Source organism: Isorropodon fossajaponicum endosymbiont JTNG4, assembly GCF_016592615.1.
In the GTDB taxonomy this organism is placed as follows: Bacteria; Pseudomonadota; Gammaproteobacteria; order PS1; family Pseudothioglobaceae; genus Ruthia.
This window is the reverse complement of sequence record NZ_AP013043.1, coordinates 1,275,517-1,298,598: the sequence shown is the minus strand read 5'-3', so window position 1 is coordinate 1,298,598 and position 23,082 is coordinate 1,275,517. Positions and strand designations below refer to the sequence as shown.

Sequence of the window (23,082 nt, the reverse complement as noted above, 5' to 3'; positions counted from 1 at the left end):
ATTAAGCTAAATGATGAAAATTTATTTTTAAGTGATTTTCATATCTCAAGATAGTAATTTCATACATTGAATTATAATGTTATCTTATGGATAGCACCTTATTAATTAATGGGAAAAAACAAACCAAGCTCAGTGCGCTTAATCGTCTTGTGCAATTTGGTGATGGCTTGTTTGAAACTTGTTTAATTGAAGATGCTAGAGTGTTGTTTTGGTCCAAGCACTTTTCAAGGTTAAAAAAAGGTTGCGATAAGTTAAAAATTCATCCAGTGAGTGAGGCTATTTGGCTCAAGGAAATTGCTAAAGCGTTCGCTATTTCCAAGTTAGACCGAGCCGTGGTTAAAATTATACTTTCTCGTGGCGAGAGTACAAGAGGTTATGGCTATGAGAAAAACATCAAGCCAACTCGTATTATCATTATTTCCCCTGTGCCTGATTTGCCGTGGCAATATGAGTTGGGTGTGTGTTCTAGTGGCTACGTAAGTAATCAATTATTGTCTGAAATTAAGCATTGTAATCGCTTAGAGCAAATTCTTGCAAGGTCAGAATTGCAAACGCAAGAGTGTATTATGTTGGATGAAAATGCTCAGGTCATTTCAGTGACTCAAGGTAATATTTTTGCCATTCGCAATCAGGTGATTTTTACATCCAGTTTGACTAATTGTGGTATTGAAGGCACTCGAAGATCCGTGGTTTTTGATTTGGCACAAGTACTAGGATTGCAACTTGAGATTTGTTCTTTGTCATTAATCAAACTACTTGAAGCAGATGAAGTGTTTATCACTAATAGTGTGATAGGTATTAAGCCTGTGGCTAAAATTAATCAGCAATTATTTAGCCATCATCAAATCACAAATCAATTAATCAGTGCTTTTGCTCGCTCTAAAAATAACCACTCATCATCAATTTTGCTTAAATCAAAACAGCCTTATTTGAAGTTTATTATTGTATTTTTAGCGATTTCTTTGCTATTTTGGATGTATTGGGCAAATACTATCAAAGCAAATAATTCAGTTGTGTATCAAATATCCTCAAGGGACCAGCCTTTGTTTAACTGCAAATAATCTAGAGTATCTGGGCTATATCAACTCTGGTATTTTTATGCGGTTACTTGCCAAATCGCTCAATCTTGAGTCAAAAATTAAATCGGGTTATTATGATATTAATGCGAATATGAGCGTGATTAATTTGTTGAATCATTTTATATCTGCAAAAGTGGCGACCAGAAGTATTGCCTTAATTGAGGACAATACTATTGATGACTATTATCAAAAATTGGTTAATATGAAAGCACTAAAATCTAGCAAAACTTTAGCAGAAATCATGACTGAAATTAAGCAAAGCCATCCGTATGATGGCTATTTTTGGCCAGATACTTATCAAATTAATTATGGCGATAGTGTGCTTAGTGTGTTTAAAAGAGCTCATCAGATGATGCGTCAAAAACTTGCACTTGCTTGGCGTAATAGGGCTGACACTCTACCCTTGGAAAATGCTGAACAAGCGTTAGTACTTGCCTCTTTAATTGAAAAAGAAACAGCCAATGCACAAGAAAAACCCAAAATTTCAGGTGTGTCCATTCATCGCTTGCAAAAAAGCATGCGTTTGCAAACCGACCCAAGTGTGGTTTATGCACTGGGTGAACACTACCAAGCGCCACTTAAAAAACAAGATTTAAAATTTAAAAGCCCTTGCAATACCTATAGAGATAAAGGCTTGCCACCAGGGCCAATCTCCTCGGTAGGTGCAGATTCGTTACATGCAGCCACGCACCCACACATGAGCGATGCGCTTTATTTTGTTGCTAAAAAGGGTGGTACTCACGCTTTTGCAAATACCTATCAACAGCATAAAGATAATATCAACAAGTACCTAAAAAATCAATAAATATCTATATAAAATATCTGACATGCAAAGAGGAAAATTTATCACCATTGATGGCGTTGAGGGTGCTGGGAAAAGTACACAAATTGATTTTATTTGCGACTATTTAGCCAAAAAAAACATCAATGTTATTTTAACGCGTGAACCGGGTGGCACGGAGTTAGGTGAAAAAATCAGGACATTATTATTAAGCACTGACACCCAATCAATGCATGGTGATACTGAGTTATTATTAATGTTTGCTGCTAGAAATGAGCATATTAAGACTAAAATTATGCCGGCACTTGAAAAAGGCGATTGGGTGTTAAGTGATCGCTTTACGGATGCTTCGTATGCTTATCAAGGTGGCGGTAGAGGTTTAAGTGTTGAACGCATTACACTTTTGGAAAAATGGGTGTTGCAAGGTTTTGCCCCTGATGTGACTTTACTATTAGATGTGCCAGTTGCACTAGGCATGTCACGAATTGAATCTAGAGACCACAAAGATAGAATTGAACTTGAAACACATGACTTTTTTAACCGTGTGAGAGACGGCTATATTGAAAGGTCTAAGCAATTTCCCAAGCGAATTAAGCTCATTGACGCCTCAAAAACACTTAAGCAGACCACCCAACAAGTCAAAACCATTTTACAAACATTATGAATCTTCCTTGGCACGAAAATGCATGGTCTAAACTACAAAAGATGATTGATCAAGATCATCTACCTCACGCATTATTGATTACGGGTGCTGAAAAAATTGGCAAATTTGAACTCATGCAACAATTAGTAGGTGTGTTGTTAAAAGATGACGTTATTATTAGGAAAGACAATACTAGAGAGGATTTGGATTATCCTGTATTAATTAGACGCTCAAATTACCCCAATATGGTTTATTGTCGTGCAGGAGAGATGGTTGAAAAAAGCAAAAATAGGTCTAAGGATATCCGTATTGACCAAGTGCGTGTTTTTTGTGATGCTTTGAACAAAACCGCTGATCAGTTACAAATTGGGGTTATTTTTTATGGCGACCAAATGAACACGAGTGCTGCTAATGGTTTGTTAAAAACTCTTGAAGAGCCTAGAAAAAATACGCTTATTATTATCTTGGCGCACCATGTTGAAAATTTGCCAGCTACTGTTGTATCAAGATGTCAAAATATACATATTGCACCGGCGTATGACCAACAAACTTGTCAGTGGTTAATTGGACATATTGGCAAAACTCAAAATGCAGATTTTGATATTCCGCAGTTATTAGAAAATACACATGGCGTTCCATTTAAGGTGTTGTCTGAGTTGTTTGATGGTAGTTTTATCCATTATCAACATTACCAAAACCAGTTGCTTAATATTGCCATCAATCCATTAATGGTGACACAAATTAAAGAGTTTGAGGGCAATGAGTTGGTAGTTTTAAATTGCTTGCAAAATATTGTTATTGAAGGAATCAGGTTAAAGACCACTCATCAAGAAGGCGGGTTGATTGAGCTAAATCAAGTTATCAAAGCAGTAAAATTTGAGTTTTTATTCAAACTACTGGATGATATTTATCATGCCATTAAACTATCAAAAACTACCGTTAATATTAAGTTATTATTGGATAATATTTTAATTGTATGGTCGCATATCGCTCATTTAAAACAATATCCACAAATTACCCAATAAATGTACAAGGCTCGTTTATTAACAAACAGGAGAAGACATGAATCAATCAGAAACTTTATTTGCACAAGCAAAAACTGTCATTCCTGGTGGGGTAAACTCACCAGTTAGGGCATTTAATGGTGTGGGTGGCAGTCCTATTTTCTTTACTCGCGGCGAGGGTGCTTATCTTTTTGATGCGGATGGTAAAAAATATATCGATTATGTTGCCTCTTGGGGGCCGATGATTTTAGGTCACGCTAATCAAGCGGTTATTAGCGCTGTTAAAGCTACTTTGGAAAACGGTCTTGGTTTTGGCACACCTACTCAAATTGAAACAATACTGGCAGAAAAAGTATGCGAGCTAATGCCTTCAATTGAGTTGGTTCGTATGGTCAGTTCAGGTACAGAGGCAACCATGAGTGCCATTCGTTTGGCGCGTGGTCATACGGGCAGAGATAAGATTATTAAATTTGAAGGTTGTTATCATGGCCATTCTGACTCATTACTGGTTAAAGCAGGTTCTGGCGCTTTGACATTGGGTGTACCAACCTCACCTGGCGTACCTAAAGATTTTGCAAAGTACACGCTGACTTTAGAATACAACAATATTGACCAAGTGCGTGAAGTATTAAGTGAAACGGGCGCTGAAGTGGCTTGTATTATTGTTGAACCTGTGGCAGGTAATATGAACTGCATCCTACCTACCGACGGTTTTTTGCAAGGATTACGCGAATTGTGTGATGAGTATGGGGTTATTTTAATCTTTGATGAAGTAATGACAGGCTTTCGCGTCGCACTTGGCGGTGCACAAGCGCTTTATAACGTAAAACCTGATTTAACAACATTGGGTAAGGTGATTGGCGGTGGTTTGCCAGTGGGTGCATTTGGTGGCAAGCGTGACATTATGCAATCAATCGCGCCATTAGGCCCTGTTTATCAAGCAGGAACGCTTTCGGGTAATCCAATATCAATGTCAGCAGGTTTGGCAATGTTAAACGCATTATCAAAAGATGAGAATTTTTATACCGCCTTAAATGCCAAAGTTCAGAAGTTAACAAAGGGTATTTTGGCTAAAGCCAAGGAAAACAATATCGGCATGACTGCTAATGTTGTGGGCGGTATGTTTGGTCTATTTTTTACCGACTCTCAATCAGTAACTAACTTTAAAGAGACCTCACAATGTAATGTTGAATTGTTTAAAAAATTCTACCACCTAATGTTGGCAGAGGGTGTGTATATGGCACCTTCTGCTTATGAGGCGGGTTTTGTTTCCAGTGCTCATAGCGATGCAGATATTCAAAATACCATTGATGCAGCTGGGCGCGCATTTATAAAACTGACATAAATTTTTATGAAGATTGATGTGGTTAAATCAGAGTTGATTAATGCTACTAAGTTGTTGGATAATTTTAGCAATAATATCACTATTTTTGGCTCTGCAAGAATTAACCAAGAGCATGATTTAGCAAAAAAAGCGTATCAATTGGGTAAATTATTATCTGATAGTGGGTTTAATATACTAACGGGTGCTGGTCCTGGCATTATGCAAGCTGCAAATCAAGGCGCATTTGATGGAAAATCAAGCAGTATCGGGCTTAATATTAAATTACCCAAGGAGCAAAGCCCCAACCCATATTTGGACGAGTGCTTACTGTTTGAGCATTTTTTTACCCGCAAGGTTACTTTGATTAAGTATGCAGATGCTTGCGTCTTCTTCCCTGGTGGTTTTGGGACAGCTGATGAGCTGATGGAAGTATTAACTTTGGTGCAAACTAGAAAAGGCAAGCGTATTAAAATCTTCTTGCTGGACGTGTCATTTTGGTCACCTATCATTACTTGGTTTGAAACACTTGTACAGCAAGGCTATATTAGTCAACAAGATTTAAATTTATTTTGCCTTGTTGATGAGATAGAGCAAATACTAGCCAGTATTAAGGAGACGTAATGGCACTTGCAATTTTTGATTTAGACAAAACACTTATTAAAGGAGACAGTGATTTTCTTTGGGGAGAATTTTTAAGTGAAATTGGTGCTGTTGATGTGGGCACTTATCAAAGCAAAAACCAGTATTTTTTTGACCAATACGCACTTGGAAAATTAGACATTAATGAGTATTTAGAATTTTGCCTAATGCCTTTATCTCAACATTCTATACAGACATTAAACCAATGGCATCAGCAGTTTATGAGCCAGAAGATTGAGAAAATTTTATTGCCTAAAGCTCAAACAGTGGTTGACGCGCATAAAGCAAAAGGTGATATTGTAATAGTGATTACTGCCACCAATCGCTTTGTTACTGCGCCAATTGTGGCTAGATATGGGATTGAGCATTTATTAGCCACCAATCCCGAGATTAAAGAAAGTCAATATACAGGTAAAGTTGAGGGTGAACCGTGTTTTCAATCCGGCAAAATTAATCATCTTAATAAATGGTTGAAAGAGACTGGCAAAAATATCAAAGGTGCAAGTTTTTATTCAGATTCATATAATGATTTACCCATGTTAGAATTGGTAGATTATCCAATTGTTGTTCATGGCGATGATAAGCTAAATACCCTTGCAATTGAGCGAGGTTGGAAGTGCCTAGATTGGACATAACGCTGTTTCTTTTTTTATTGATAAATAATAAAAATTTATTACATATAAAGGTTATGATTTGAGCCATCACATTCTTCAAAGTAAGTCGCTGCACCTGCAAATTCAACACCATCAATGAAGTCGTCTTTACTATAGCCGAATAAATCAACGGTCATTTCACAAGCGATAAATTTAACATCAAATTCCTGACATATAGAGCGCAACTCATCAAGCGTTGCAACGCCATTTTTCTTCATGGTTTTCTTCATTAAAGAAGTAGCCAAGTATTCTGTGAATGGCAAAGACCAAAAGATATTTGGAATTTTTGGGCCGAAATCAATTTTTTGTAGCCATTCAGGACCAAAAGGCAGTTTCATTGGCATGCCAGGATTTCCAAGGGGAGAAACACGCAATTTAGAGGTGTCTTTTAATAAAAGATTAAGTCCGTAAAAGGTAAAAAAGATGGTGACTTCTTTATCCATTGCAACACCAGTAGAGGCAATAATGAAAGGCGGAAAAGCCCAATCAAAAGTTCCTTTGGTGGCAATAATAGTCATTTTTTTATTGTCTGACATAATGATTCTCCTATGAAATAATTAGTACTTAAGCCTTTTCAATGGTGAAGATGTATTTACCACTTTCTTCAACAGTGGATATAAGTTTATTACCTGTTTGATTACAAAAAGCTTCAATGTCTTTTACTGAACCAGCATCAGTTGAAATTACGTCTAAGATTTTACCAGCATCCATTTTGGATAATGCTTTCTTAGTTTTTAAAATTGGTAATGGGCAGTTTAAGCCTGATGCGTCTAAAGTTTCGTCAGCCATTTGTGGACTCCTTATATTTTTTTAAAGTTTAAATAATAAACATATTAGAAATAACTAATAATTTCAGCTATTTTAGTCGTCCAACGGTAAAGAGTCAAATATAATAAGTACATGATTAAACTTTTAGTAATGTGGATATTGATTGTTTTACCTACGTTTGCATTAGAGGTGCCTGAGCTGGTCTTGTCCGAGTCGCTACAGGAGCAAAAACAAGGTAATGAATTTTTACAAATTATTTGGGATACCAGTTCTGTGGTGGCGGATATTGAAACTCAAGTTTATTTAAAAAAATTAGGTCAAGAATTGTCTATTTATAGTGAGAATCCATCTAAGCACCTTGATTTTTTTATGCTGAACGATGATAGTATTAATGCTTTTTCAGGTCCATATGGTTATATTGGTGTACATACTGGCATGTTGCTCAGTTCTGATTCTGAATCAGAACTTGCAGGCGTTCTTTCTCATGAAATATCACATGTTACTCAAAGCCATTTGACTCGTTTTAGTGAGAAGACAGGCAAGCAAACTTATATAATGTTGGCTAGTATGCTGGCTGCAGTATTGGCGAATAATTCCACCATTGCAGTTTCTGGCGTTGCAGCAATTGCACAGCAAAGTATTAATTTTACCCGTGCACATGAGTGGGAGGCGGATCGGATAGGGACTAAAATGCTATTAAAATCTGGCTTTGACCCTAAAGGCATGGCGAACTTTTTTAAAAAACTTAAAGACAATCCAGGTGTAAATGAATTCTTACGCACCCATCCGCTCAGCATCAATAGGATTTCTGATTCTATACAACGCTCTGCTAGAGAGCGTGGTGATTATCGAGCAGATTCATTTGAGTATTTAACCATTAAGGCTAAGTTGTATTACCATCAACATAAGCGTATTAAATTGGAAACAAACAAAGTACTCAACTTGTATATGTACGCTTACGATGCTTTAGAGAAACAAAAGTATCGACAAGCTAAAAATCACATTAGTCAACTTTTAAAACTAAATCATGACAATCCAACTTATATTCTTGCAGGTAGAATTTATTCAAAACTTGCGCAAATAGATAAGGCACAAGCATATTTTTCCAAAGTGAATGACAGCGAAACTAGCATATATTATGCAGCTAAAGCTTATGCAGCTAATAATAAAATCACTAAGGGTGTTGGTATATTGAGGCGTTATTTAAAACTTAATGTGGGCACTTATCATTCTCATAAGTTACTTTCATCTTTATATGTAAGTGCTGGCAAGTTAGATCGCGTGCATATGCACAACGCAAAGGCATTGGTATTGCAAGGCAAGTTAAGTGAAAGTGTTACTCGTTACCAGCGAGCAAAATCTGTTACCCAGTCGCGAGATTTGTTTGATGTCTTAACAGTTAAAATTGAGCGCTTAGAGCAGTTGATAGATTTGTATCAGAATTTATCCAATTAGACAGTCACGACTTTCACATCATTAGGTGTGCCTAATAATAAAACATCTGCGCCACGATTGGCAAAAAGCCCATTGGTTACTACGCCAGTAATGCTGTTTAACTCTGTCTCCATTGATTTAGGGTTGGTGATTTTCAAATCTTTAATATCAAGGATTAAGTTGCCATTGTCAGTGACAAAGTTTTCTCTAACTGTAGGTGTTCCACCAATTCTTTGGCTGATTTGCTGTTTGACATAGTTAGATGCCATGGGGATAACCTCAACAGGCAGTGGAAAGTCACCCATTATTGTCACTAACTTTGATTCATCAGCAATACAAATAAATTGATCAGCCACTGCTGCCACAATTTTTTCGCGCGTGAGCGCACCACCACCACCTTTGATAAGATTTAGACTGTCGTCTGATTCATCTGCACCATCAATATAAACCGAAATAGCTTTTACCTCATTAAGGTCAAATACTTTAATACCATGACTCTCTAGTCGTTGTGAAGTTACTTTAGAGCTTGCAACAGCGCCCTTGATGTCGTTTTTAATTTTTGCCAATGCGTCAATGAAAAAATTAGCAGTAGAACCTGTACCTACACCTATAATGGTATTTTTTACTACGTACTTGAGTGCGGCTTGTGCAACAGCAAATTTCATCTCGTCTTGAGTCATAATGAGTTCCATACAATCTAAATATTAGGCTAAATTATACACGATGAAAAAAATCATTCTTGCTAGCAATAATCAAGGCAAAATCAAAGAGTTTAACGCCATGTTAAGCGGTATTTACCAAGTTGTATCTATGCAAGATATGCAAGTTAAAGAAGTACCAGAAATAGGGTTAACCTTTGTTGAAAATGCACTGATTAAAGCCAGAAACGCATCTATGGTATCAGGCTTGCCTGCTTTAGCAGATGATTCAGGTATTGTGGTTGATGCGTTAGGTGGTAGGCCTGGTATTTATTCTGCTCGTTATGCAAATCACCATGGTGATGATAAGGCGAATACACAAAAACTGCTGGATGAAATGGCGACGGTGGCTGAGGGTGTGCGTAGTGCTCGTTTTTGGTGCGCAATTGTTTTTGTTGAGCATGAACATGACCCAACACCCATTATCATTCAACGTGGTTGGGAGGGTGAAATATTGCGTGAAAAAATGGGTGATAATGGCTTTGGTTATGACTCAATTTTTTATCTGCCGGCCCATAATTGCACCTCTGCTGAGCTTTTATCCACAGAAAAAAACAAAATTTCTCACCGAGGCAGGGCCTTATCAGCATTACTTAAAATACTCAAAAAAAATCAGTGAATTGCGCGCTAGAATTACCACCATTGGCGTTGTATATTCATTATCCGTGGTGTGTTAAAAAGTGCCCTTATTGTGATTTCAACTCGCATGAGAGCGAGCAACAAAGTGGCTATATTACGGCGTTGTTAAAAGATCTTGATGGAGATTTGGATTATGTTCAAAGTCGTTCTATCCAGTCTGTTTTTTTAGGTGGCGGCACGCCCAGTTTGATGAGTGAGCAGGTGCTTTCTGAGTTGTTTTCTGGTTTAAAGACGAGGCTTAAATTTACAAATGATATTGAAATTACCTTAGAAACTAATCCAAGTACTTTTGAGATTGAAAAGTTCAAAGTATTTAAACGTATTGGCATTAATCGACTCTCAATTGGCGTGCAGTCTTTTAATGATCAACATCTCAAATCATTGGGTCGTATTCATAATGCCGATGAAGCAATTTATGCTTGTGAGCAAGCCAAACAAGTAGGCTTTAAGCGTTTTAATATTGATATTATGTATGGATTGGAAAACCAAACATTAGACGACTGCCTGTCTGATATCAATCAAGCTGTGAATTTAAACCCTGAGCATATTTCTTTTTATCAATTAACCATTGAGCCTAATACTTATTTTGCCAAATTTCCACCAGCTTTACCAAATGATGATGATATTTGGCAGATGGGCAATAAGGGTGTGAATTTATTAGAGAAAAATGGTTATATTCGCTACGAAGTATCTGCTTTTGGAAAGACACCATCAAAGCATAATCTAAATTATTGGCAATTTGGTGATTATATTGGTATAGGCGCCGGCGCTCATGGTAAAATCACCTGCTCAAATAAGCCTTATTCATTTAGAACGATAAAGGCACGCTCACCAAGGGACTATCTAAAAAATAGGCAAAAGCAAGTCAAGCCTATTGAAAATTTAAACTTTGATTTTATGCTCAATGCGCTGAGGCTAAAACATGGATTTGATTTGACTCTATTTATATCAAGAACAGGGCAATCAACACAAGCAATTGAACACCAATTAAATCAGGCTCAAGCATTGGGTTTACTTGAGTTGAATGATAAGCATATCCAACCTAGTGAAAAAGGCTTTGATTTTCTGAATGACTTGCAAGCTATTTTTTTGTGATATAATTAAATCATGAAGTTTTTTTGTCATTGATTTTGTTCGTATTTATGTCATCGGTCAGTGCTAGCGATGTTTCTATGTTTAGCAATATTGAACATTGCTAAATGGATGATAAATCAATGAACATGTCTACTGTAGGGCATTTATCAGGATGTAGTGATACAACTTGTGTCCAATGTTTGACCATTGATAAAAAAGTTGTGTTTCTTGAGCACTACATTCCTCAGTCACTTTCAGTAGTTTTTATTTTTAAAACGCTCTATGCATCTTTTACCTCAAAGGTAAACACCCTCCCTCCAATCGTTTAAATTTTCTAGCGTATTGACGTTTTGAAGTTGTTTTGACAAAACAACCCTCCCTATCGTCAATTGCAAATTAATCTAAGTTTTTAGTAGTATTTAAGAATTGTGTATCAATTCAAATAATATTGATTAAGGAAAATAAAATGAATAAAAAATATACAACTGTTTTAGTAGTTCTAACTTTAACCCAACTGTCTTTTGCTAACAGTATTTATGATGGACATGGCGAAAACCAGCATTGGGTATCGCCCGATTTTGCACAACAAGTGCAAAACCCCATGGCATCAAATAGACGCTCAGTGAATAAAGGTGAGATACTATTTATCAATAATTGTGCAAGTTGTCATGGTGATGAAGCGGATGGTAATGGCTTGTTGGCTAAAACACTCAACCCAAAATCAAGTGATTTAAGAGCTATGCCTGGTATGCATTTAGATGGGGATTTTGATCTAATGGTTGTGGCACTATGCCAGCTTGGAAGGGTATTCTTAAAGAGATGGATATATGGCACCTTGTGAATTATATTCAATCTTTGAATGCTGGCATGTCAAATATGGGCCACTCTAATATGCAAGGCATGAATCATACAGATATGCAAACCAAACATAAACATTAATTATAGGAATAAAGAAAATGAACAATAAAACACTATCACGTAGACAGTTTGTTAAGGATGTTACTATAGGTGCAACTGCTTTAGCAATCAATCCAAGTATTTTATTTGCTGGTATGCGTAATAACATCACAACCTTAACAGGTAATACCTTTAATCTAAATATTTCAGAGCAAAGTGTAAACTTTACTAGTGTCATGAGGACAGCCACTACAGTTAATAATACTTTACCTGCACCATTATTAAGATTTAAAGAAGGTGAGATGATTATCTTGCATGTTAAAAATAACCTTAAAGAGATCACCTCCATTCATTGGCATGGCCTGATTTTGCCGTCAGAGATGGATGGTGTTCCTGATATTAGTAATGATTTCTATGGTATTAAGTCAGGTGAGACTTTTACTTATCGTTTTGAGGCCAAACAAAGCGGCACTTATTGGTACCACTCTCATTCTGGTTTCCAAGAGCAAACTGGGTTGTATGGGCCTATTGTGATTGATCCAATTGAAAAAGACCCTGTGAGTTATGACAAGGATTATGTAGTAATGTTGCCTGATTGGAGCGATGAAAATCCAGCTGATATTTATGCAAAACTTAAAAAATTGTCGCATTATTATAATTTTAATGAGCGTACACATATTGAAAACAAAGGTTTAGAAAACACCTGGAATGATAGAAAAATGTGGAATCAAATGCGTATGAGTCAGCGTGATTTATCCGATGTAACGGGATACACCTATACTTACTTGGTTAATGGAGTCACGCCAGATAAGGGCTGGATAGGGATATTTAATAAAGGTGAAAAGATAAGACTAAGATTCATCAACGGTTCAGCGATGACGTTTTTTGATGTGCGTATTCCTGGCTTGAAAATGACTGTGGTATCTGCCGATGGACAGAATATTGAGTCTATATCTATTGATGAATTTAGAATCGGCGTGGCAGAGACTTATGATGTAGTTGTTGAGCCTAAAGATGATAGGGCATATACTATTTTGCACAAGATATTGCTAGATCTGGCTATGCTAGGGGAGCATTAACCTATGTTAGGTGAAGTGCCAGAGTTGGACAGAGTGCCTAATTTAACACACAGTGACATGGATACGGATATGTCTAATATGACAGGCATGGATCACGATTCAATGAAGATGAATGACAAATCAGCAATGGTTGGCATGGATCATTCTAAGATGAATCACAGTGGAATGAATATGACTAAGTCGATGTCGGGCATGAACCATTCGGAAATGAATCATAGCAAAATGGATACGGGTAAAAACCAGTAATGACAAGCATGTCCCACGGTGAAATAAACATAAACGATGGTCAAAATATGTCTACCATGGATTCAATGATAACCCATGCTGATACTGAGCCACTTAAATTTAAATTTGGCGAAGTGGTGCGCATTACTTTTGTCAATGACACAATGATGAATCACCCAATGCATTTACACGGCATGTGGAGCGATTTAGAAACTGGAGATAATATGTACATTTCTCGTAAGCACACGGTTATTGTTCAACCTGGGGCTAATAAATAAGTTATCGAATTAAAGTTGATGCTAGGGGCTTGTGGGCGTATCACTGCCACTTGCTTTATCGCATGTTAGGCATGTTTCGTCGAGTAGATGTTGTTTAATTAAAGGAGAAAAAATGAAACATTTAAAAATAATGGTAATTAGTTGTATATTTGGTTGGTTTTTAAGATACAAGAGAGAAGTAATGAAAATATTAATAATATTATCAAGTGTGTTGTTTTTAAGCGCTTGTTTTGATAGTGGCGACGCACAAGCAAAAGAAGCAGATAAGGTGCAATTAGGCAAAACAACTTTTGATAAAAATTGTCTAGTGTGTCACGGGAAGGCAGGTGGCGGTCTTGTTAAAGATTGGAAAAAGAGGCAAGCTGATGGCAATTTTCCAGCACCACCTGTGAATGGTACGGCACACACTTGGCATCACTCGCCCGCACAATTATTACGCACTATTAATAACGGTGGTGCACAATTTGGCGGGCAAATGCCAGGGTTTAAAAACCAACTCAACGAGGCTGAAAAACAAGCTTTGCTTGATTACATCCATAGTTTATGGCCTAAAGATATACAGCAAAAATATGATGCAAGGTTTTCAAAATGATTAGTAGAAGACGATTCCTTTAAGCTGGTTTGGCTTTGATGGCCTTGCCTAAGCAAATGGTTTTGGCAAGTGGGCGATTGTTTAAAAATCGTTTTCAAGTGCCGATGCTAGAAATAGGCAAAAGGATTGGAAAAGACGTGTATTTTGATTTAAATATCCAATCTGGACACAGTGCTATTTTGCCCAACCAATTAACCCCAACATTAGGTATTAATCAGTCTTTTTTAGGCGTGACTTTGAGGGCTAATAAAGGTGACCGAGTACACATTAAGGTTAAAAATAGCCTTGATAAAACCACCACCACTACATTGGCATGGGATGAAACTGCCTGCCAAGGCAGATGGGGGCCTCACCAACCAATTCAGCCGAGTGGCACTCGGCTAAGTGGGTTTGATATTGTTCAGAATGCAGCAACATTGTGGTATCGTTCTCATCAAATTCATCAAACAGGTAAGCAGGTTTACCAAGGATTGGCAGGGATGTTTATTATTGATGATGAATCTGCTAAGAACTTAAACTTACCTATGGAGTATGGTGTGGATGATTTTCCAGTCATTATTCAGGATAAGGACTTTAATAAAAATGGTGCATCTACCTATATTCGTTCCATGTCAGATAGAATGATGGGCAAGAAAGGGCAAACTGTTTTGGTTAATGGTGTTATTAATCCTGTTTTAAAAGCTAAAAAATCATTATTGTGCTTGCGCCTATTGAATGGTTCTAATGCCAGAACCTATCGTTTGAGTTTTGACGACCATCGAGATTTTTATATTATTGGTAGTGATGGTGGTTTGTTGGAGCGCTCTGTTAAAGCCAATTCACTTAGATTAGCACCAGCGGAAAGAGTAGAAATTTTGCTTGATGTGGCAAATGGAAAAATGCCTATTTTGAAGCACAATGCTAGCCAAGCGTCATCAGGTATGGGTATGATGAGTAGAATGATGAATCAAAATAAAGATTTGAGCATTTTCCAGATTGATGCTTCAAGCGTACAAAAAAAGCAGCCGAAGCATTCCTAATCAATTAACGATTCATCAACTGATTTCAATGTTTGCTGTTGAGTAATGAGCGTTTAATGACATTGCAAATGCGTATAGGTCCAATGATGATGTTTGGTGGTGATGTCTTTAGCATTAATGGCAAAACTATGGATATGAATCGCATTGATGAAGTGGTGAAAGCAGGCAGTGTAGAGATTTGGACGATTGAAAATCACTCTATGGTGCCGCACCCATTTCATACCCATAATGTGCAGTTTAAAATTATCTCTAGGCGTGGTGGTGCCCAAGGTCACGAATTGGGCCATAAGGATGTTGTGTTGGTTCACCCTGATGAAAAAGTCAAGGTGTTGATTAAATTCTCTGAGTTTAGTGATGAAAATATACCCTATATGTACCATTGTCATATTTTAGAACACGAAGACAGGGGTATGATGGGGCAATTTGTAGTGGTGAGAACCATGCAAAATAAAGCCGATGAATAAGATTTTGTTATTGACAATAGTTTTTATGCTTGGATTTTTTATACTCATTGAGAACGGGTGGTTTGGTTTAAAAAACACGGGGAGCAGTCTTTTCCCTAGTATGAATTACAAGCCTAGTATTTCTCAAGGTGAGCGTAGCTATCAATCTGCTTGTATAGCATGTCATGGAGATAACCTATTAGGAAGTGAACAAGGGTCTTCGTTACTTGATGATATATACAAACCCGCTCACACCATGCAGATGAGGCATTTTACCGTGCAGCTATGAATGGTGTTAAAGCACACCATTGACGATTTGGAAATATGCCACCTGTTGAAAATATTAAACGCAAGGAGGTTGCTAAAATTATTAGTTATATTCGTTAGTTACAAAAAGCAAATAAACTTTATTAATGTGTGAAACATTGATTAAAGAGTTATATTTAATTTATAGTAGGATTTTGGTGTGGGGCTTATATGAACGATAACAGTATTCATTTATCAATTCTAGGCATGTCTTGTGCTGGATGTGTTGCCAGTGTTGAAAATGCATTGAATAAGGTTGACGGCGTTGACAAGGCCAGTGTTAATTTTGCTGACCATACTGTTAATGTTGTTGCTACAGTATCAGTAGATGTTTTAATTAAGGCTGTGGTGGATGCTGGATATAATGCAGCTGAGATGGTATCAGGTGCTGCTGATCAAACGCTTGAAAAAGAACAGCAAGATCTTGTTTACTATCAACAATTAATAAGGAAATCGCTGCTTGCTGCCTCAATTGGTGTGCCTTTATTTATAGCAAGTTTATTAGACATATTGCCAGTAATGGCCAGTACCACTGGTCAAGTATTTTGGCTAGTGATAGGCTTGATAACCTTGGCAGTTATGTATTATTCAGGTGCCCATTTTTATACTAGTGCCTTAAAATTATTCTCAAATCACAATGCCAATATGGATACCTTGATAGCATTAGGTACAAGTGTAGCATGGCTATTTTCAATGCTAGTAGTGCTATTGTCTGATTACTTTCCTGATAATGCCCAACATGTATATTTTGAAGCTACTGCAATTATCATTTCACTGATTAATCTTGGTTCCGCGTTAGAAAGCAAAGCACGTGGTAAAACCTCTCAAGCAATTAAGCGATTGATTGGTCTGCAGCCAAAAACAGCATTGGTAATACGCAATGGTAAAGAAATAATTCTACCCATTGAGCAAGTAGGGTTATCAGAAACCATAAAGATGCATCCTGGAGAAAGAATACCGGTTGATGGTAGGTTAATTGATGGCGCCTCCAGTGTTGATGAATCAATGCTGACTGGCGAGCCAATGCCAGTTAAGAAAAATATTGGCGATGAGGTTACAACAGGAACCATTAATACAACCGGTTCTTTTTTGTTTGTTTCTACTCGCATTGGCAAAGACACAGCATTGGCTCATATTATTGAAATGGTACGCAAAGCACAGGCCAGCAAACCTGCGATTGGCAGATTGGTTGATAAGGTTTCAGCCGTGTTTGTACCTGTGGTGCTTATTATTACCGTTATCACCTTTTTGCTATGGTTTAATATTGGTGACGATATAACGTTTGCGTTAATAGCATCAGTAACCGTACTCATTATTGCTTGCCCATGTGCATTGGGATTGGCAACGCCTATTTCTATTATGGTTGGTGTTGGTAAGGCAGCAGAGCATGGGGTGCTAATTCGTAATGGCAATGCTTTACAACAAGCGGGTAAGCTTGATGTTATTGTTTTGGATAAAACAGGTACCATCACTCAAGGTAAGCCAAGTGTTACAAATATTATGACATTAGCGCATATTTCTGATCAAGAGTGCTTGAGTGTTGCAGCATCGATAGAGTCATCATCTGAGCATCCGTTGGCACAGGCTATTGTTGAATATACAAAATCTCAAAATCTGCCTATCAAGCCTTGCAAGAACTTTAATTCAATAACAGGGCAAGGGGTTAAGGCAGAAATAGACAATCAAATAGTTTTGTTTGGCAATAATCGCTTAATGCATGAATATAGTATTAATATTGATGAATTACAAGAGGAATCAGCCCTACGCTCCCAAGAGGCTAAAACGCCTATTTATTTAGCCATTAATGGCGAGGCTGCAGCAGTTATTACTATTGCAGACCCAATCAAAGCAGATTCTGCAATGGCGGTTAAACAAATGCAAAAGGCTGGACTAAAAGTGATATTACTAACGGGTGATAATAAAGTCACAGCACAAGCCGTGGCTAATTCGGTTAATATCATTGATGTTATTGCCGAGGTAATGCCCAATGAAAAAGCCAAAACAATAGAGCAATTGCAAATAAATGGTGGTGTTGTGGGTATGGTTGGAGATGGTATTAATGATGCACCGGCATTGGCTATAGCTGATGTTGGTTTTGCAATTGAAACAGGCACGGATGTTGCTATTGAAAGTGCTGATGTGGTCTTAATGCTCGGATCTTTGTCTGCTGTGGTAGATGCCATTTATATTTCTAAAATGACCACAAGGAATATTAAACAAAATTTATTTGGTGCCTTTATTTATAATACTTTAGGCATTCCGGTGGCTGCCGGTATTTTGTATCCGCTATTTGGCATATTACTCAATCCAATGATTGCAGGTGCGGCAATGGCAATGTCGTCACTCACTGTGGTGAGTAATGCCAACAGGTTAAGGCACATCAAAATTGGTGCTGATTCATGATAATATTTGTGAATATAACAGGACTGGTATTAATTTTTGGCATTATTTGGTGGTTTTGGTTGTCAAACAAATAATCAAATTAATTGTATAAGCATTAAGTAAAATAGTGCTTTAATAAATTTTTATGTTAAACAACATGTCTAATAACACACACAATATTGCAAGCGTCTTAACAGAAAGCTTACCTTATATTCAAAAGTTCCAAGGCAAAACCATCGTTATTAAATATGGCGGTAATGCCATGGTTGATGAGGCCTTAAAATCCAGTTTTGCACGTGATATTGTGCTGATGAAATCAGTGGGCATGAATCCAGTTGTGGTGCATGGTGGTGGTCCACAAATTGGTAAGACACTGGAGAAAATTGGCAAGCAAAGTCAATTCATTAATGGTATGCGCGTCACCGATGCAGAAACCATGGACGTGGTTGAAATGGTGCTAGGTGGTCTAGTTAATAAAGAAATTGTAACCCTCATTCACCAACATGGTGGGCATTCAATTGGTTTAACTGGTAAAGATGGCAGTCTAATTTCTGCTAAAAAATTAAAGCACGATATTAAGCCAACCTCTGAAATTATTGATCTTGGTCATGTGGGCGAGGTGGATAAGATTGATATTTCAGTGATTAATTTATTATTAAAAGGGGATTTTATTCCAGTTATCGCACCGATTGGTGTGGGCAAAGATGGTTTTTCTTATAATATAAACGCGGATTTGGTTGCAAGTGCAATTGCACAAGCACTGAATGCTGAAAAGTTAATATTATTAACCAATACGGTTGGTTTATTAGATGCCAATGGTGAATTATTAACTGGGCTTGATGCCAATATTATTGATGGATTGATTGAGGATGGTACGATTCATAGTGGCATGTTGCCAAAAATTAATTGCGCTCTATCGGCGGTTAAAAATGGCGTTAAATCTACGCATATTATTGATGGACGGGTTGTACACGCGGTATTGTTAGAAGTTTTTACAGATAGTGGTGTAGGCACCTTGATTACTTGCAATGAATAAAGCTAGTATTAGGGTGTGCGATTGTCAAATTTTGGCACACTATCAGTTTGAAGGCGAGCAATATGTTTTAACTCTGGCATCAGACATCATTGCCAAACAAACCAAGCCAGGACAGTTTGTACACCTTACTGTCTCCAGTGCTTTAGCCATGAGGCGACCCATTTCAATTATGTCAGTTGATTTTGAAAATGGCACCTTTGATTTACTTTATAAGGTGGTGGGTGAAGGTACTCGTCAATTATCGCAGCGTAAAGTAGGCGATGTGTTGTCAGTGATTGGTCCTATCGGCAATGGCTTTAAACTCACTGATAAAAAACGACCACTACTGATTGGCGGCGGTGTGGGTATGCCACCGATGATTGCCATTGCACAACAAGTAAAAGACCTTGACTATGAATCTTTTGCAATTCTAGGCTCCGAAGTGCCCTTTCCCTTTGCTGACAAGTTAGCCGATAATAACAAGGATTATCAAGGCGCAACACACACCATGCCTGAGTTAGAAGATTGGGGTATTGAATGTCGCTTAGCCAGTTTGCAAGGTTTTGATGGTGTATTTAAGGGTTTTGTAACTGATTTAGCCAAAGTGTATTTAGATGACCTAACAATTGATGAAAGAATGCAAGTTGAAGTCTATGCTTGTGGTTCACATCCAATGTTAGCAACGGTGGCTAGTTTGGCTAAAGAATACAACCTGCCTTGTCAAGTCTCATTAGAGGAAAACATGGCTTGTGCTGTGGGTGGTTGTGCAGGGTGTGTGGTTGAAGTACAAACTAACCAAGGCATTGCCATGAAGCGCATTTGTGTTGACGGTCCAGTGTTTGATGCCTATCAAGTATTTTGATTAAAGATAACTTAGAAAAAGTCCAGATAAGAATTAACAACGTTAATCACACTCAGTCTGTTACTTTGGTTGCAGTGAGTAAAACTAGATCGATAGATGAATTACAACAAGTGGTTGATGTAGGTCAGCAACATTTTGCTGAAAATTATCTGCAAGAAGCACTCATAAAAATTAACCACTTAAAGAGTCAAAACTTAATTTGGCATTTTATGGCCCTATTCAGTCAAATAAACCTTAAAAATTGCCCAAAGACTCAATGACCAGCACCAGCGTTCAAAAAACTTACCCAAACTGAAGGTACTTTTGCAGACTAATATTGATAATGAAGCTACTAAATCAGGTGTATTGGTTGAACAAATTGATGAACTAGTTACTCAATTTGAAAGTCTAAAAAATCTTACTTTAAGGGGTTTTATGTGTATACCAAACTCTTCTAATTCAGCACAAAGTTTCGCAAGAATGGCAAACATTATTAAGCAATATTCCAACTTAGATGTTTTATCAATGGGCATGAGTCATGATTTAGAATCAGCCATTACTCATGGCGCTACTTTTGTGCGTGTTGGCACAGATATTTTTGGCAAGAGAATTTAAATATGATTATTTTCATTATCAAAGCAGTGCTTTATGGACAATTTTCAAAAAAATCAGAATCAAAAATTTAATGCTTTAACTTCTTATAAAAATTTCCATGCACGCCAATAAGTAGTAATAAACGATAATCTTTGCTCCATTGATAGGCTAGTAAATATTGTTGATTGATACAATCAAATTTATAAACAAATACGCCTGACAAATCGTCTTGTTTTTCTTGACCTAAAAGCGGGTTTTTAATAATGGTGTGAATTGCTTCATTAACCTTTTCTCGCTGGTTTTTATGTAATTTTTTGTAAACCTTTTTAAAAGAAGATTTTTGTTCAATATTCATCAGCCAATAAATTCAAAAGGCTGATTGGCTTCACGTTTTGCAATTAATAATTTTTCAACCATGTCAATTGGCATGTCAGGATTGTCCATTGCAGCATGTCCAACTCTTGCCCAATATTCAATTTGGTTGGGCACTGTTCTTAATTCTGCTTTGGCCTGAATTTTGGCTTGATTGTATAAATTTTCATTGACTCTGATTGATATACTCATTGTTCTCCCCTAGCATTTAGTTAATAAAATCAATTTTACTACAATTGTAGTAAAATACCACAAAATATTATTTAAGCAATATAAATATTTAGTATAAAATTTATTCATATTTTTGATTATTTAAAAGGAGAGCTGTGTTTATATTGAACAAGAGGTTCTTATTAGGAGGAGCATTGGTAGCAATTATTCTCACAACAGGTTGAGTTAACAGGCCAGAAAGTATTGCCGCATCTTATTATATGTCCCATGAAGGGTATATTGATGGTAGTTGCACAGTTTTGGTCACACAAATGTCAGATGCTAGAGCCAGTCTTGCTAAATTTGTAGAAATGCAAAACTCAAAAGCAACTGAAGACGCATGGGGCGTGTTTTTACTTGGTGTTCCATTTAGTAAATTATCAGGTGACAGCGAAGCAGATGTTGCTAAATATAAAGGCATGATAGAGGCAATAGAAACAGCACATTTATAAAAAATAAATGTAAAGGTGGCTTAACATGCTTAGTGGTAATAAATACTGATTAAAGATATTAAATTAACACTCATTCTATTGATAGTAACCGTCTTTCTTGGCGGTTGTTCTACTTCCAATGTGTTTGAATTTAATACCTGGGAAACCAGGGGTCAGCTTTACAAGGTTAGTAAAAAGTTAAAAAATGGAGGTGTCATTATTACCAGCAAAGACTGGAAAAAACCAATGTCATGGTTTGGATATTCTGCAATTATGATTAGTAAATACCAAGTTGGAGAGTATCCAGAGTTGTGTTATGGATATTATGAAACAGATGTGATACTTTGGCTTAGTAAGAAAAAAGAATTTACGGTGCTAAGATATAAAGAATTTAATGAGAAGTTTAAAACAGCTTTTTAAAAAAATCTACCCAACACTAAACACAAGCAATATAAGATAGTTGAGAAAACTAATAGCAGTGCATTTTGTTGTTCACAGTATATTTGGTACTTATATTGGAAAACTGCTAAAGATTTAGGTTATGATTTAGATATTGATAAGAATGGTGGTTACTTTGTTACACCGTATGATTTATTAAATTCTAAATATTTTGATAAGGTATTGTTTACACCATGACAATTAAATTATTAATCACTGGCGGTACAATTGATAAGGTTTATAACGAGCTGACTGGTCAGTTAGTGTTTAAACAAACTCATCTTATTGATATGCTTAATCAGTCTAGGTCAATGGTTGATACCTTATCCGAAGTGCTGTTTTTAAAGGATAGTTTGGATATGAGCGATGCTGATCGAGCATTGATTTTGACAAAGTGTCAGGCAGGCGATTCAAGCCGTATTTTAATTACTCATGGTACTGACACCATGGTTAAAACTGCAAAACTATTGAGTAAAGAAGTTAACAATAAAACCATTGTTTTGTTTGGTGCTATGATTCCTTGCTCTATCAGTAGCTCTGATGCCTTGTTTAATTTAGGTGTGGCTTTGAGTGCAGTGCAAACCAAAGAGTGCGGTGTTTATATTGCTATGAATGGGCAAGTGTTTGATTTTGACAAAGTAGAGAAAAACAAAGGGCTGGGTATTTTTACATCCGCCTAGCCCTTTGAGTGAGATTGGCAAATTTTATTTTGTCATATGTTCAATAGCTGCTTTTAGCTCATCATCTGAACAAGTCATACAGGTGCCTTTTGGTGGCATTGCGCCTACGCCTGAGATTGATACTTTGACTAAATCTGCAATACCACGTTTAATTCTTGGCGCCCAGTCAGCCTTAACACCAAACTTAGGCGCGCCAGCAACGCCAATACTATGGCAACTAGCACATACAGAGGTATAAACCTCTTCGCCACTGCGAGATTTTGTAGCAACTGCTACGGGTGCTTTAATGGCGTTAACATCAATATCACCTTCTAAATATACTTGACCTAGTGGTCTAATCCTGTCTTCAAATGTTGAAGTGTCAACAGAGTTAACTTTAATTAAATGACTAAAAAATGCATCAACGCCAATAATAATAATAAAAATAGCGATAATAGCTGCTACTGAATTTTTAAAGTACATAGTATTTTTCCTTGTTTTTAATATAGCTTTATGTCGATATCGACAGATAACTCGTTCGTAAAAATAAGTTATAATTCCCGAA

General features: G+C 36.9%; 28 protein-coding genes and 1 pseudogene. 23 read left to right on the top strand and 6 right to left on the bottom strand.

Annotation, left to right across the window (positions count from 1 at the left end; translation table 11 throughout):
• Positions 1–86: 86 nt before the first annotated feature.
• From pabC to CVFO_RS07605, 7 genes are read left to right on the top strand one after another with little or no spacing between them, the layout of a single operon-like run.
• Entirely contained in the window at positions 87–1,061 is a 975-nt protein-coding gene (gene pabC / locus CVFO_RS07635; RefSeq protein ID WP_201339434.1) for an aminodeoxychorismate lyase, read from the top strand.
• Complete coding sequence (mltG, locus tag CVFO_RS07630) at positions 1,012–1,884, top strand: endolytic transglycosylase MltG (RefSeq protein WP_201339433.1); 873 nt, start codon at positions 1,012–1,014, stop codon at positions 1,882–1,884. Before pabC ends, mltG begins: the two co-directional genes overlap by 50 nt.
• Positions 1,885–1,906: 22 nt before the next feature.
• A complete protein-coding gene (gene tmk / locus CVFO_RS07625; RefSeq protein WP_201339432.1) occupies positions 1,907–2,524 on the top strand; it encodes a dTMP kinase in 618 nt (205 codons plus the stop codon).
• Positions 2,521–3,528: a DNA polymerase III delta subunit-related protein gene (locus CVFO_RS07620; RefSeq protein ID WP_201339431.1), complete on the top strand. Its 1,008-nt coding sequence runs from the start codon at positions 2,521–2,523 to the stop codon at positions 3,526–3,528. The genes tmk and CVFO_RS07620 overlap by 4 nt, the downstream gene beginning before the upstream one ends.
• Before the next feature lie 37 nt (positions 3,529–3,565).
• Positions 3,566–4,852 carry a glutamate-1-semialdehyde 2,1-aminomutase gene (gene hemL / locus CVFO_RS07615; protein WP_201339430.1) on the top strand — a complete coding sequence of 429 codons (1,287 nt, stop codon included), beginning with the start codon at positions 3,566–3,568 and terminating at the stop codon, positions 4,850–4,852.
• 6 nt (positions 4,853–4,858) lie between these two features.
• Complete coding sequence (locus tag CVFO_RS07610; RefSeq protein ID WP_201339429.1) at positions 4,859–5,452, top strand: LOG family protein; 594 nt, start codon at positions 4,859–4,861, stop codon at positions 5,450–5,452.
• A complete protein-coding gene (locus CVFO_RS07605) occupies positions 5,452–6,105 on the top strand; it encodes a histidinol-phosphatase (RefSeq protein ID WP_201339428.1) in 654 nt (217 codons plus the stop codon). The genes CVFO_RS07610 and CVFO_RS07605 overlap by 1 nt, the downstream gene beginning before the upstream one ends.
• Before the next feature lie 38 nt (positions 6,106–6,143).
• On the opposite strand, the gene CVFO_RS07600 is transcribed toward CVFO_RS07605, so the two are convergent.
• Together CVFO_RS07600 and CVFO_RS07595 are read right to left on the bottom strand one after the other, a co-directional pair.
• A complete protein-coding gene (locus tag CVFO_RS07600) occupies positions 6,144–6,659 on the bottom strand; it encodes a DsrE/DsrF/DrsH-like family protein (protein WP_201339427.1) in 516 nt (171 codons plus the stop codon).
• Between the two features lie 28 nt (positions 6,660–6,687).
• Complete coding sequence (locus CVFO_RS07595; protein WP_201339426.1) at positions 6,688–6,912, bottom strand: sulfurtransferase TusA family protein; 225 nt, start codon at positions 6,910–6,912, stop codon at positions 6,688–6,690.
• Between the two features lie 111 nt (positions 6,913–7,023).
• Between CVFO_RS07595 and CVFO_RS07590 the strand changes: the two genes are divergently transcribed.
• A complete protein-coding gene (locus tag CVFO_RS07590; protein WP_201339425.1) occupies positions 7,024–8,346 on the top strand; it encodes a M48 family metalloprotease in 1,323 nt (440 codons plus the stop codon).
• On the opposite strand, the gene rpiA is transcribed toward CVFO_RS07590, so the two are convergent.
• Entirely contained in the window at positions 8,343–9,005 is a 663-nt protein-coding gene (gene rpiA, locus CVFO_RS07585; RefSeq protein WP_201339424.1) for a ribose-5-phosphate isomerase RpiA, read from the bottom strand. The two genes, CVFO_RS07590 and rpiA, sit on opposite strands and share 4 nt — an antisense overlap.
• A gap of 43 nt (positions 9,006–9,048) precedes the next feature.
• On the opposite strand from rpiA, the gene rdgB reads away from it, so the two are divergent.
• The 12 genes and pseudogenes from rdgB (at position 9,049) to CVFO_RS08875 (ending at position 20,428) form a co-directional block, all read left to right on the top strand.
• Entirely contained in the window at positions 9,049–9,642 is a 594-nt protein-coding gene (gene rdgB, locus CVFO_RS07580; RefSeq protein ID WP_201339423.1) for an RdgB/HAM1 family non-canonical purine NTP pyrophosphatase, read from the top strand.
• Positions 9,639–10,757, top strand: coding sequence for a radical SAM family heme chaperone HemW (gene hemW, locus CVFO_RS07575; RefSeq protein ID WP_201339422.1), 1,119 nt, complete (start codon positions 9,639–9,641; stop codon positions 10,755–10,757). Before rdgB ends, hemW begins: the two co-directional genes overlap by 4 nt.
• Before the next feature lie 445 nt (positions 10,758–11,202).
• The gene (locus tag CVFO_RS07570; protein WP_201339421.1) at positions 11,203–11,577 is read left to right on the top strand and encodes a hypothetical protein; all 375 of its coding nucleotides are present in this window, start codon (positions 11,203–11,205) and stop codon (positions 11,575–11,577) included.
• Between the two features lie 115 nt (positions 11,578–11,692).
• Positions 11,693–13,313 (top strand): annotated as a pseudogene (locus tag CVFO_RS07565) (copper resistance system multicopper oxidase).
• An 83-nt stretch (positions 13,314–13,396) separates the two neighbouring features.
• The gene (locus CVFO_RS07560; RefSeq protein WP_201339420.1) at positions 13,397–13,807 is read left to right on the top strand and encodes a c-type cytochrome; all 411 of its coding nucleotides are present in this window, start codon (positions 13,397–13,399) and stop codon (positions 13,805–13,807) included.
• Between the two features lie 77 nt (positions 13,808–13,884).
• Entirely contained in the window at positions 13,885–14,826 is a 942-nt protein-coding gene (locus CVFO_RS07555) for a multicopper oxidase family protein (RefSeq protein ID WP_201339419.1), read from the top strand.
• Positions 14,827–14,864: 38 nt separating this feature from the next.
• The gene (locus tag CVFO_RS07550; RefSeq protein ID WP_201339418.1) at positions 14,865–15,290 is read left to right on the top strand and encodes a multicopper oxidase domain-containing protein; all 426 of its coding nucleotides are present in this window, start codon (positions 14,865–14,867) and stop codon (positions 15,288–15,290) included.
• A 456-nt stretch (positions 15,291–15,746) separates the two neighbouring features.
• A complete protein-coding gene (locus tag CVFO_RS07545; protein ID WP_201339417.1) occupies positions 15,747–17,978 on the top strand; it encodes a heavy metal translocating P-type ATPase in 2,232 nt (743 codons plus the stop codon).
• 124 nt (positions 17,979–18,102) lie between these two features.
• Positions 18,103–18,993 carry an acetylglutamate kinase gene (argB, locus tag CVFO_RS07540; protein ID WP_201339416.1) on the top strand — a complete coding sequence of 297 codons (891 nt, stop codon included), beginning with the start codon at positions 18,103–18,105 and terminating at the stop codon, positions 18,991–18,993.
• Positions 18,986–19,834, top strand: coding sequence for a dihydroorotate dehydrogenase electron transfer subunit (locus CVFO_RS07535; RefSeq protein ID WP_201339415.1), 849 nt, complete (start codon positions 18,986–18,988; stop codon positions 19,832–19,834). The genes argB and CVFO_RS07535 overlap by 8 nt, the downstream gene beginning before the upstream one ends.
• On the top strand, positions 19,831–20,094 hold the full coding sequence (locus tag CVFO_RS08880; RefSeq protein WP_225879251.1) for a type III PLP-dependent enzyme domain-containing protein: 264 nt from the start codon (positions 19,831–19,833) through the stop codon (positions 20,092–20,094). Before CVFO_RS07535 ends, CVFO_RS08880 begins: the two co-directional genes overlap by 4 nt.
• Positions 20,075–20,428, top strand: coding sequence for an alanine racemase (locus tag CVFO_RS08875; RefSeq protein ID WP_225879362.1), 354 nt, complete (start codon positions 20,075–20,077; stop codon positions 20,426–20,428). Before CVFO_RS08880 ends, CVFO_RS08875 begins: the two co-directional genes overlap by 20 nt.
• A gap of 67 nt (positions 20,429–20,495) precedes the next feature.
• Here the strand turns inward: CVFO_RS08875 and CVFO_RS07525 are convergent, their stop codons facing one another.
• Together CVFO_RS07525 and CVFO_RS07520 are read right to left on the bottom strand one after the other, a co-directional pair.
• Positions 20,496–20,762, bottom strand: coding sequence for a type II toxin-antitoxin system RelE/ParE family toxin (locus tag CVFO_RS07525; RefSeq protein WP_201339414.1), 267 nt, complete (start codon positions 20,760–20,762; stop codon positions 20,496–20,498).
• Complete coding sequence (locus CVFO_RS07520; RefSeq protein WP_201339413.1) at positions 20,762–20,971, bottom strand: TA system antitoxin ParD family protein; 210 nt, start codon at positions 20,969–20,971, stop codon at positions 20,762–20,764. The genes CVFO_RS07525 and CVFO_RS07520 overlap by 1 nt, the downstream gene beginning before the upstream one ends.
• Positions 20,972–21,210: 239 nt before the next feature.
• Here CVFO_RS07520 and CVFO_RS07515 point away from each other — a divergent pair, with 239 nt between their 5' ends.
• The 3 genes from CVFO_RS07515 (at position 21,211) to CVFO_RS07505 (ending at position 22,538) form a co-directional block, all read left to right on the top strand.
• Positions 21,211–21,441, top strand: coding sequence for a hypothetical protein (locus CVFO_RS07515; RefSeq protein WP_201339412.1), 231 nt, complete (start codon positions 21,211–21,213; stop codon positions 21,439–21,441).
• Between the two features lie 78 nt (positions 21,442–21,519).
• Positions 21,520–21,840: a hypothetical protein gene (locus CVFO_RS07510; RefSeq protein WP_225879250.1), complete on the top strand. Its 321-nt coding sequence runs from the start codon at positions 21,520–21,522 to the stop codon at positions 21,838–21,840.
• Between the two features lie 212 nt (positions 21,841–22,052).
• Positions 22,053–22,538, top strand: coding sequence for an asparaginase domain-containing protein (locus tag CVFO_RS07505; protein ID WP_201339410.1), 486 nt, complete (start codon positions 22,053–22,055; stop codon positions 22,536–22,538).
• A gap of 24 nt (positions 22,539–22,562) precedes the next feature.
• Here CVFO_RS07505 and CVFO_RS07500 read toward each other — a convergent pair whose 3' ends face one another.
• On the bottom strand, positions 22,563–23,000 hold the full coding sequence (locus CVFO_RS07500) for a c-type cytochrome (protein ID WP_201339409.1): 438 nt from the start codon (positions 22,998–23,000) through the stop codon (positions 22,563–22,565).
• Between the last annotated feature and the right edge of the window lie 82 nt (positions 23,001–23,082).

Bases quoted from the DNA above. Each gene is read 5' to 3' on its own strand.
- pabC (WP_201339434.1), top strand. From the start codon at position 87: ATGGATAGCACCTTATTAATTAATGGGAAAAAACAAACCAAGCTCAGT.
- tmk (WP_201339432.1), top strand. From the start codon at position 1,907: ATGCAAAGAGGAAAATTTATCACCATTGATGGCGTTGAGGGTGCTGGG.
- CVFO_RS07620 (WP_201339431.1), top strand. From the start codon at position 2,521: ATGAATCTTCCTTGGCACGAAAATGCATGGTCTAAACTACAAAAGATG.
- hemL (WP_201339430.1), top strand. From the start codon at position 3,566: ATGAATCAATCAGAAACTTTATTTGCACAAGCAAAAACTGTCATTCCT.
- CVFO_RS07610 (WP_201339429.1), top strand. From the start codon at position 4,859: ATGAAGATTGATGTGGTTAAATCAGAGTTGATTAATGCTACTAAGTTG.
- CVFO_RS07605 (WP_201339428.1), top strand. From the start codon at position 5,452: ATGGCACTTGCAATTTTTGATTTAGACAAAACACTTATTAAAGGAGAC.
- CVFO_RS07600 (WP_201339427.1), bottom strand. From the start codon at position 6,659: ATGTCAGACAATAAAAAAATGACTATTATTGCCACCAAAGGAACTTTT.
- CVFO_RS07595 (WP_201339426.1), bottom strand. From the start codon at position 6,912: ATGGCTGACGAAACTTTAGACGCATCAGGCTTAAACTGCCCATTACCA.
- CVFO_RS07590 (WP_201339425.1), top strand. From the start codon at position 7,024: ATGATTAAACTTTTAGTAATGTGGATATTGATTGTTTTACCTACGTTT.
- rpiA (WP_201339424.1), bottom strand. From the start codon at position 9,005: ATGACTCAAGACGAGATGAAATTTGCTGTTGCACAAGCCGCACTCAAG.
- rdgB (WP_201339423.1), top strand. From the start codon at position 9,049: ATGAAAAAAATCATTCTTGCTAGCAATAATCAAGGCAAAATCAAAGAG.
- CVFO_RS07570 (WP_201339421.1), top strand. From the start codon at position 11,203: ATGAATAAAAAATATACAACTGTTTTAGTAGTTCTAACTTTAACCCAA.
- CVFO_RS07560 (WP_201339420.1), top strand. From the start codon at position 13,397: ATGAAAATATTAATAATATTATCAAGTGTGTTGTTTTTAAGCGCTTGT.
- CVFO_RS07545 (WP_201339417.1), top strand. From the start codon at position 15,747: ATGAACGATAACAGTATTCATTTATCAATTCTAGGCATGTCTTGTGCT.
- argB (WP_201339416.1), top strand. From the start codon at position 18,103: ATGTTAAACAACATGTCTAATAACACACACAATATTGCAAGCGTCTTA.
- CVFO_RS07535 (WP_201339415.1), top strand. From the start codon at position 18,986: ATGAATAAAGCTAGTATTAGGGTGTGCGATTGTCAAATTTTGGCACAC.
- CVFO_RS07525 (WP_201339414.1), bottom strand. From the start codon at position 20,762: ATGAATATTGAACAAAAATCTTCTTTTAAAAAGGTTTACAAAAAATTA.
- CVFO_RS07520 (WP_201339413.1), bottom strand. From the start codon at position 20,971: ATGAGTATATCAATCAGAGTCAATGAAAATTTATACAATCAAGCCAAA.
- CVFO_RS07515 (WP_201339412.1), top strand. From the start codon at position 21,211: ATGTCCCATGAAGGGTATATTGATGGTAGTTGCACAGTTTTGGTCACA.
- CVFO_RS07505 (WP_201339410.1), top strand. From the start codon at position 22,053: ATGACAATTAAATTATTAATCACTGGCGGTACAATTGATAAGGTTTAT.
- CVFO_RS07500 (WP_201339409.1), bottom strand. From the start codon at position 23,000: ATGTACTTTAAAAATTCAGTAGCAGCTATTATCGCTATTTTTATTATT.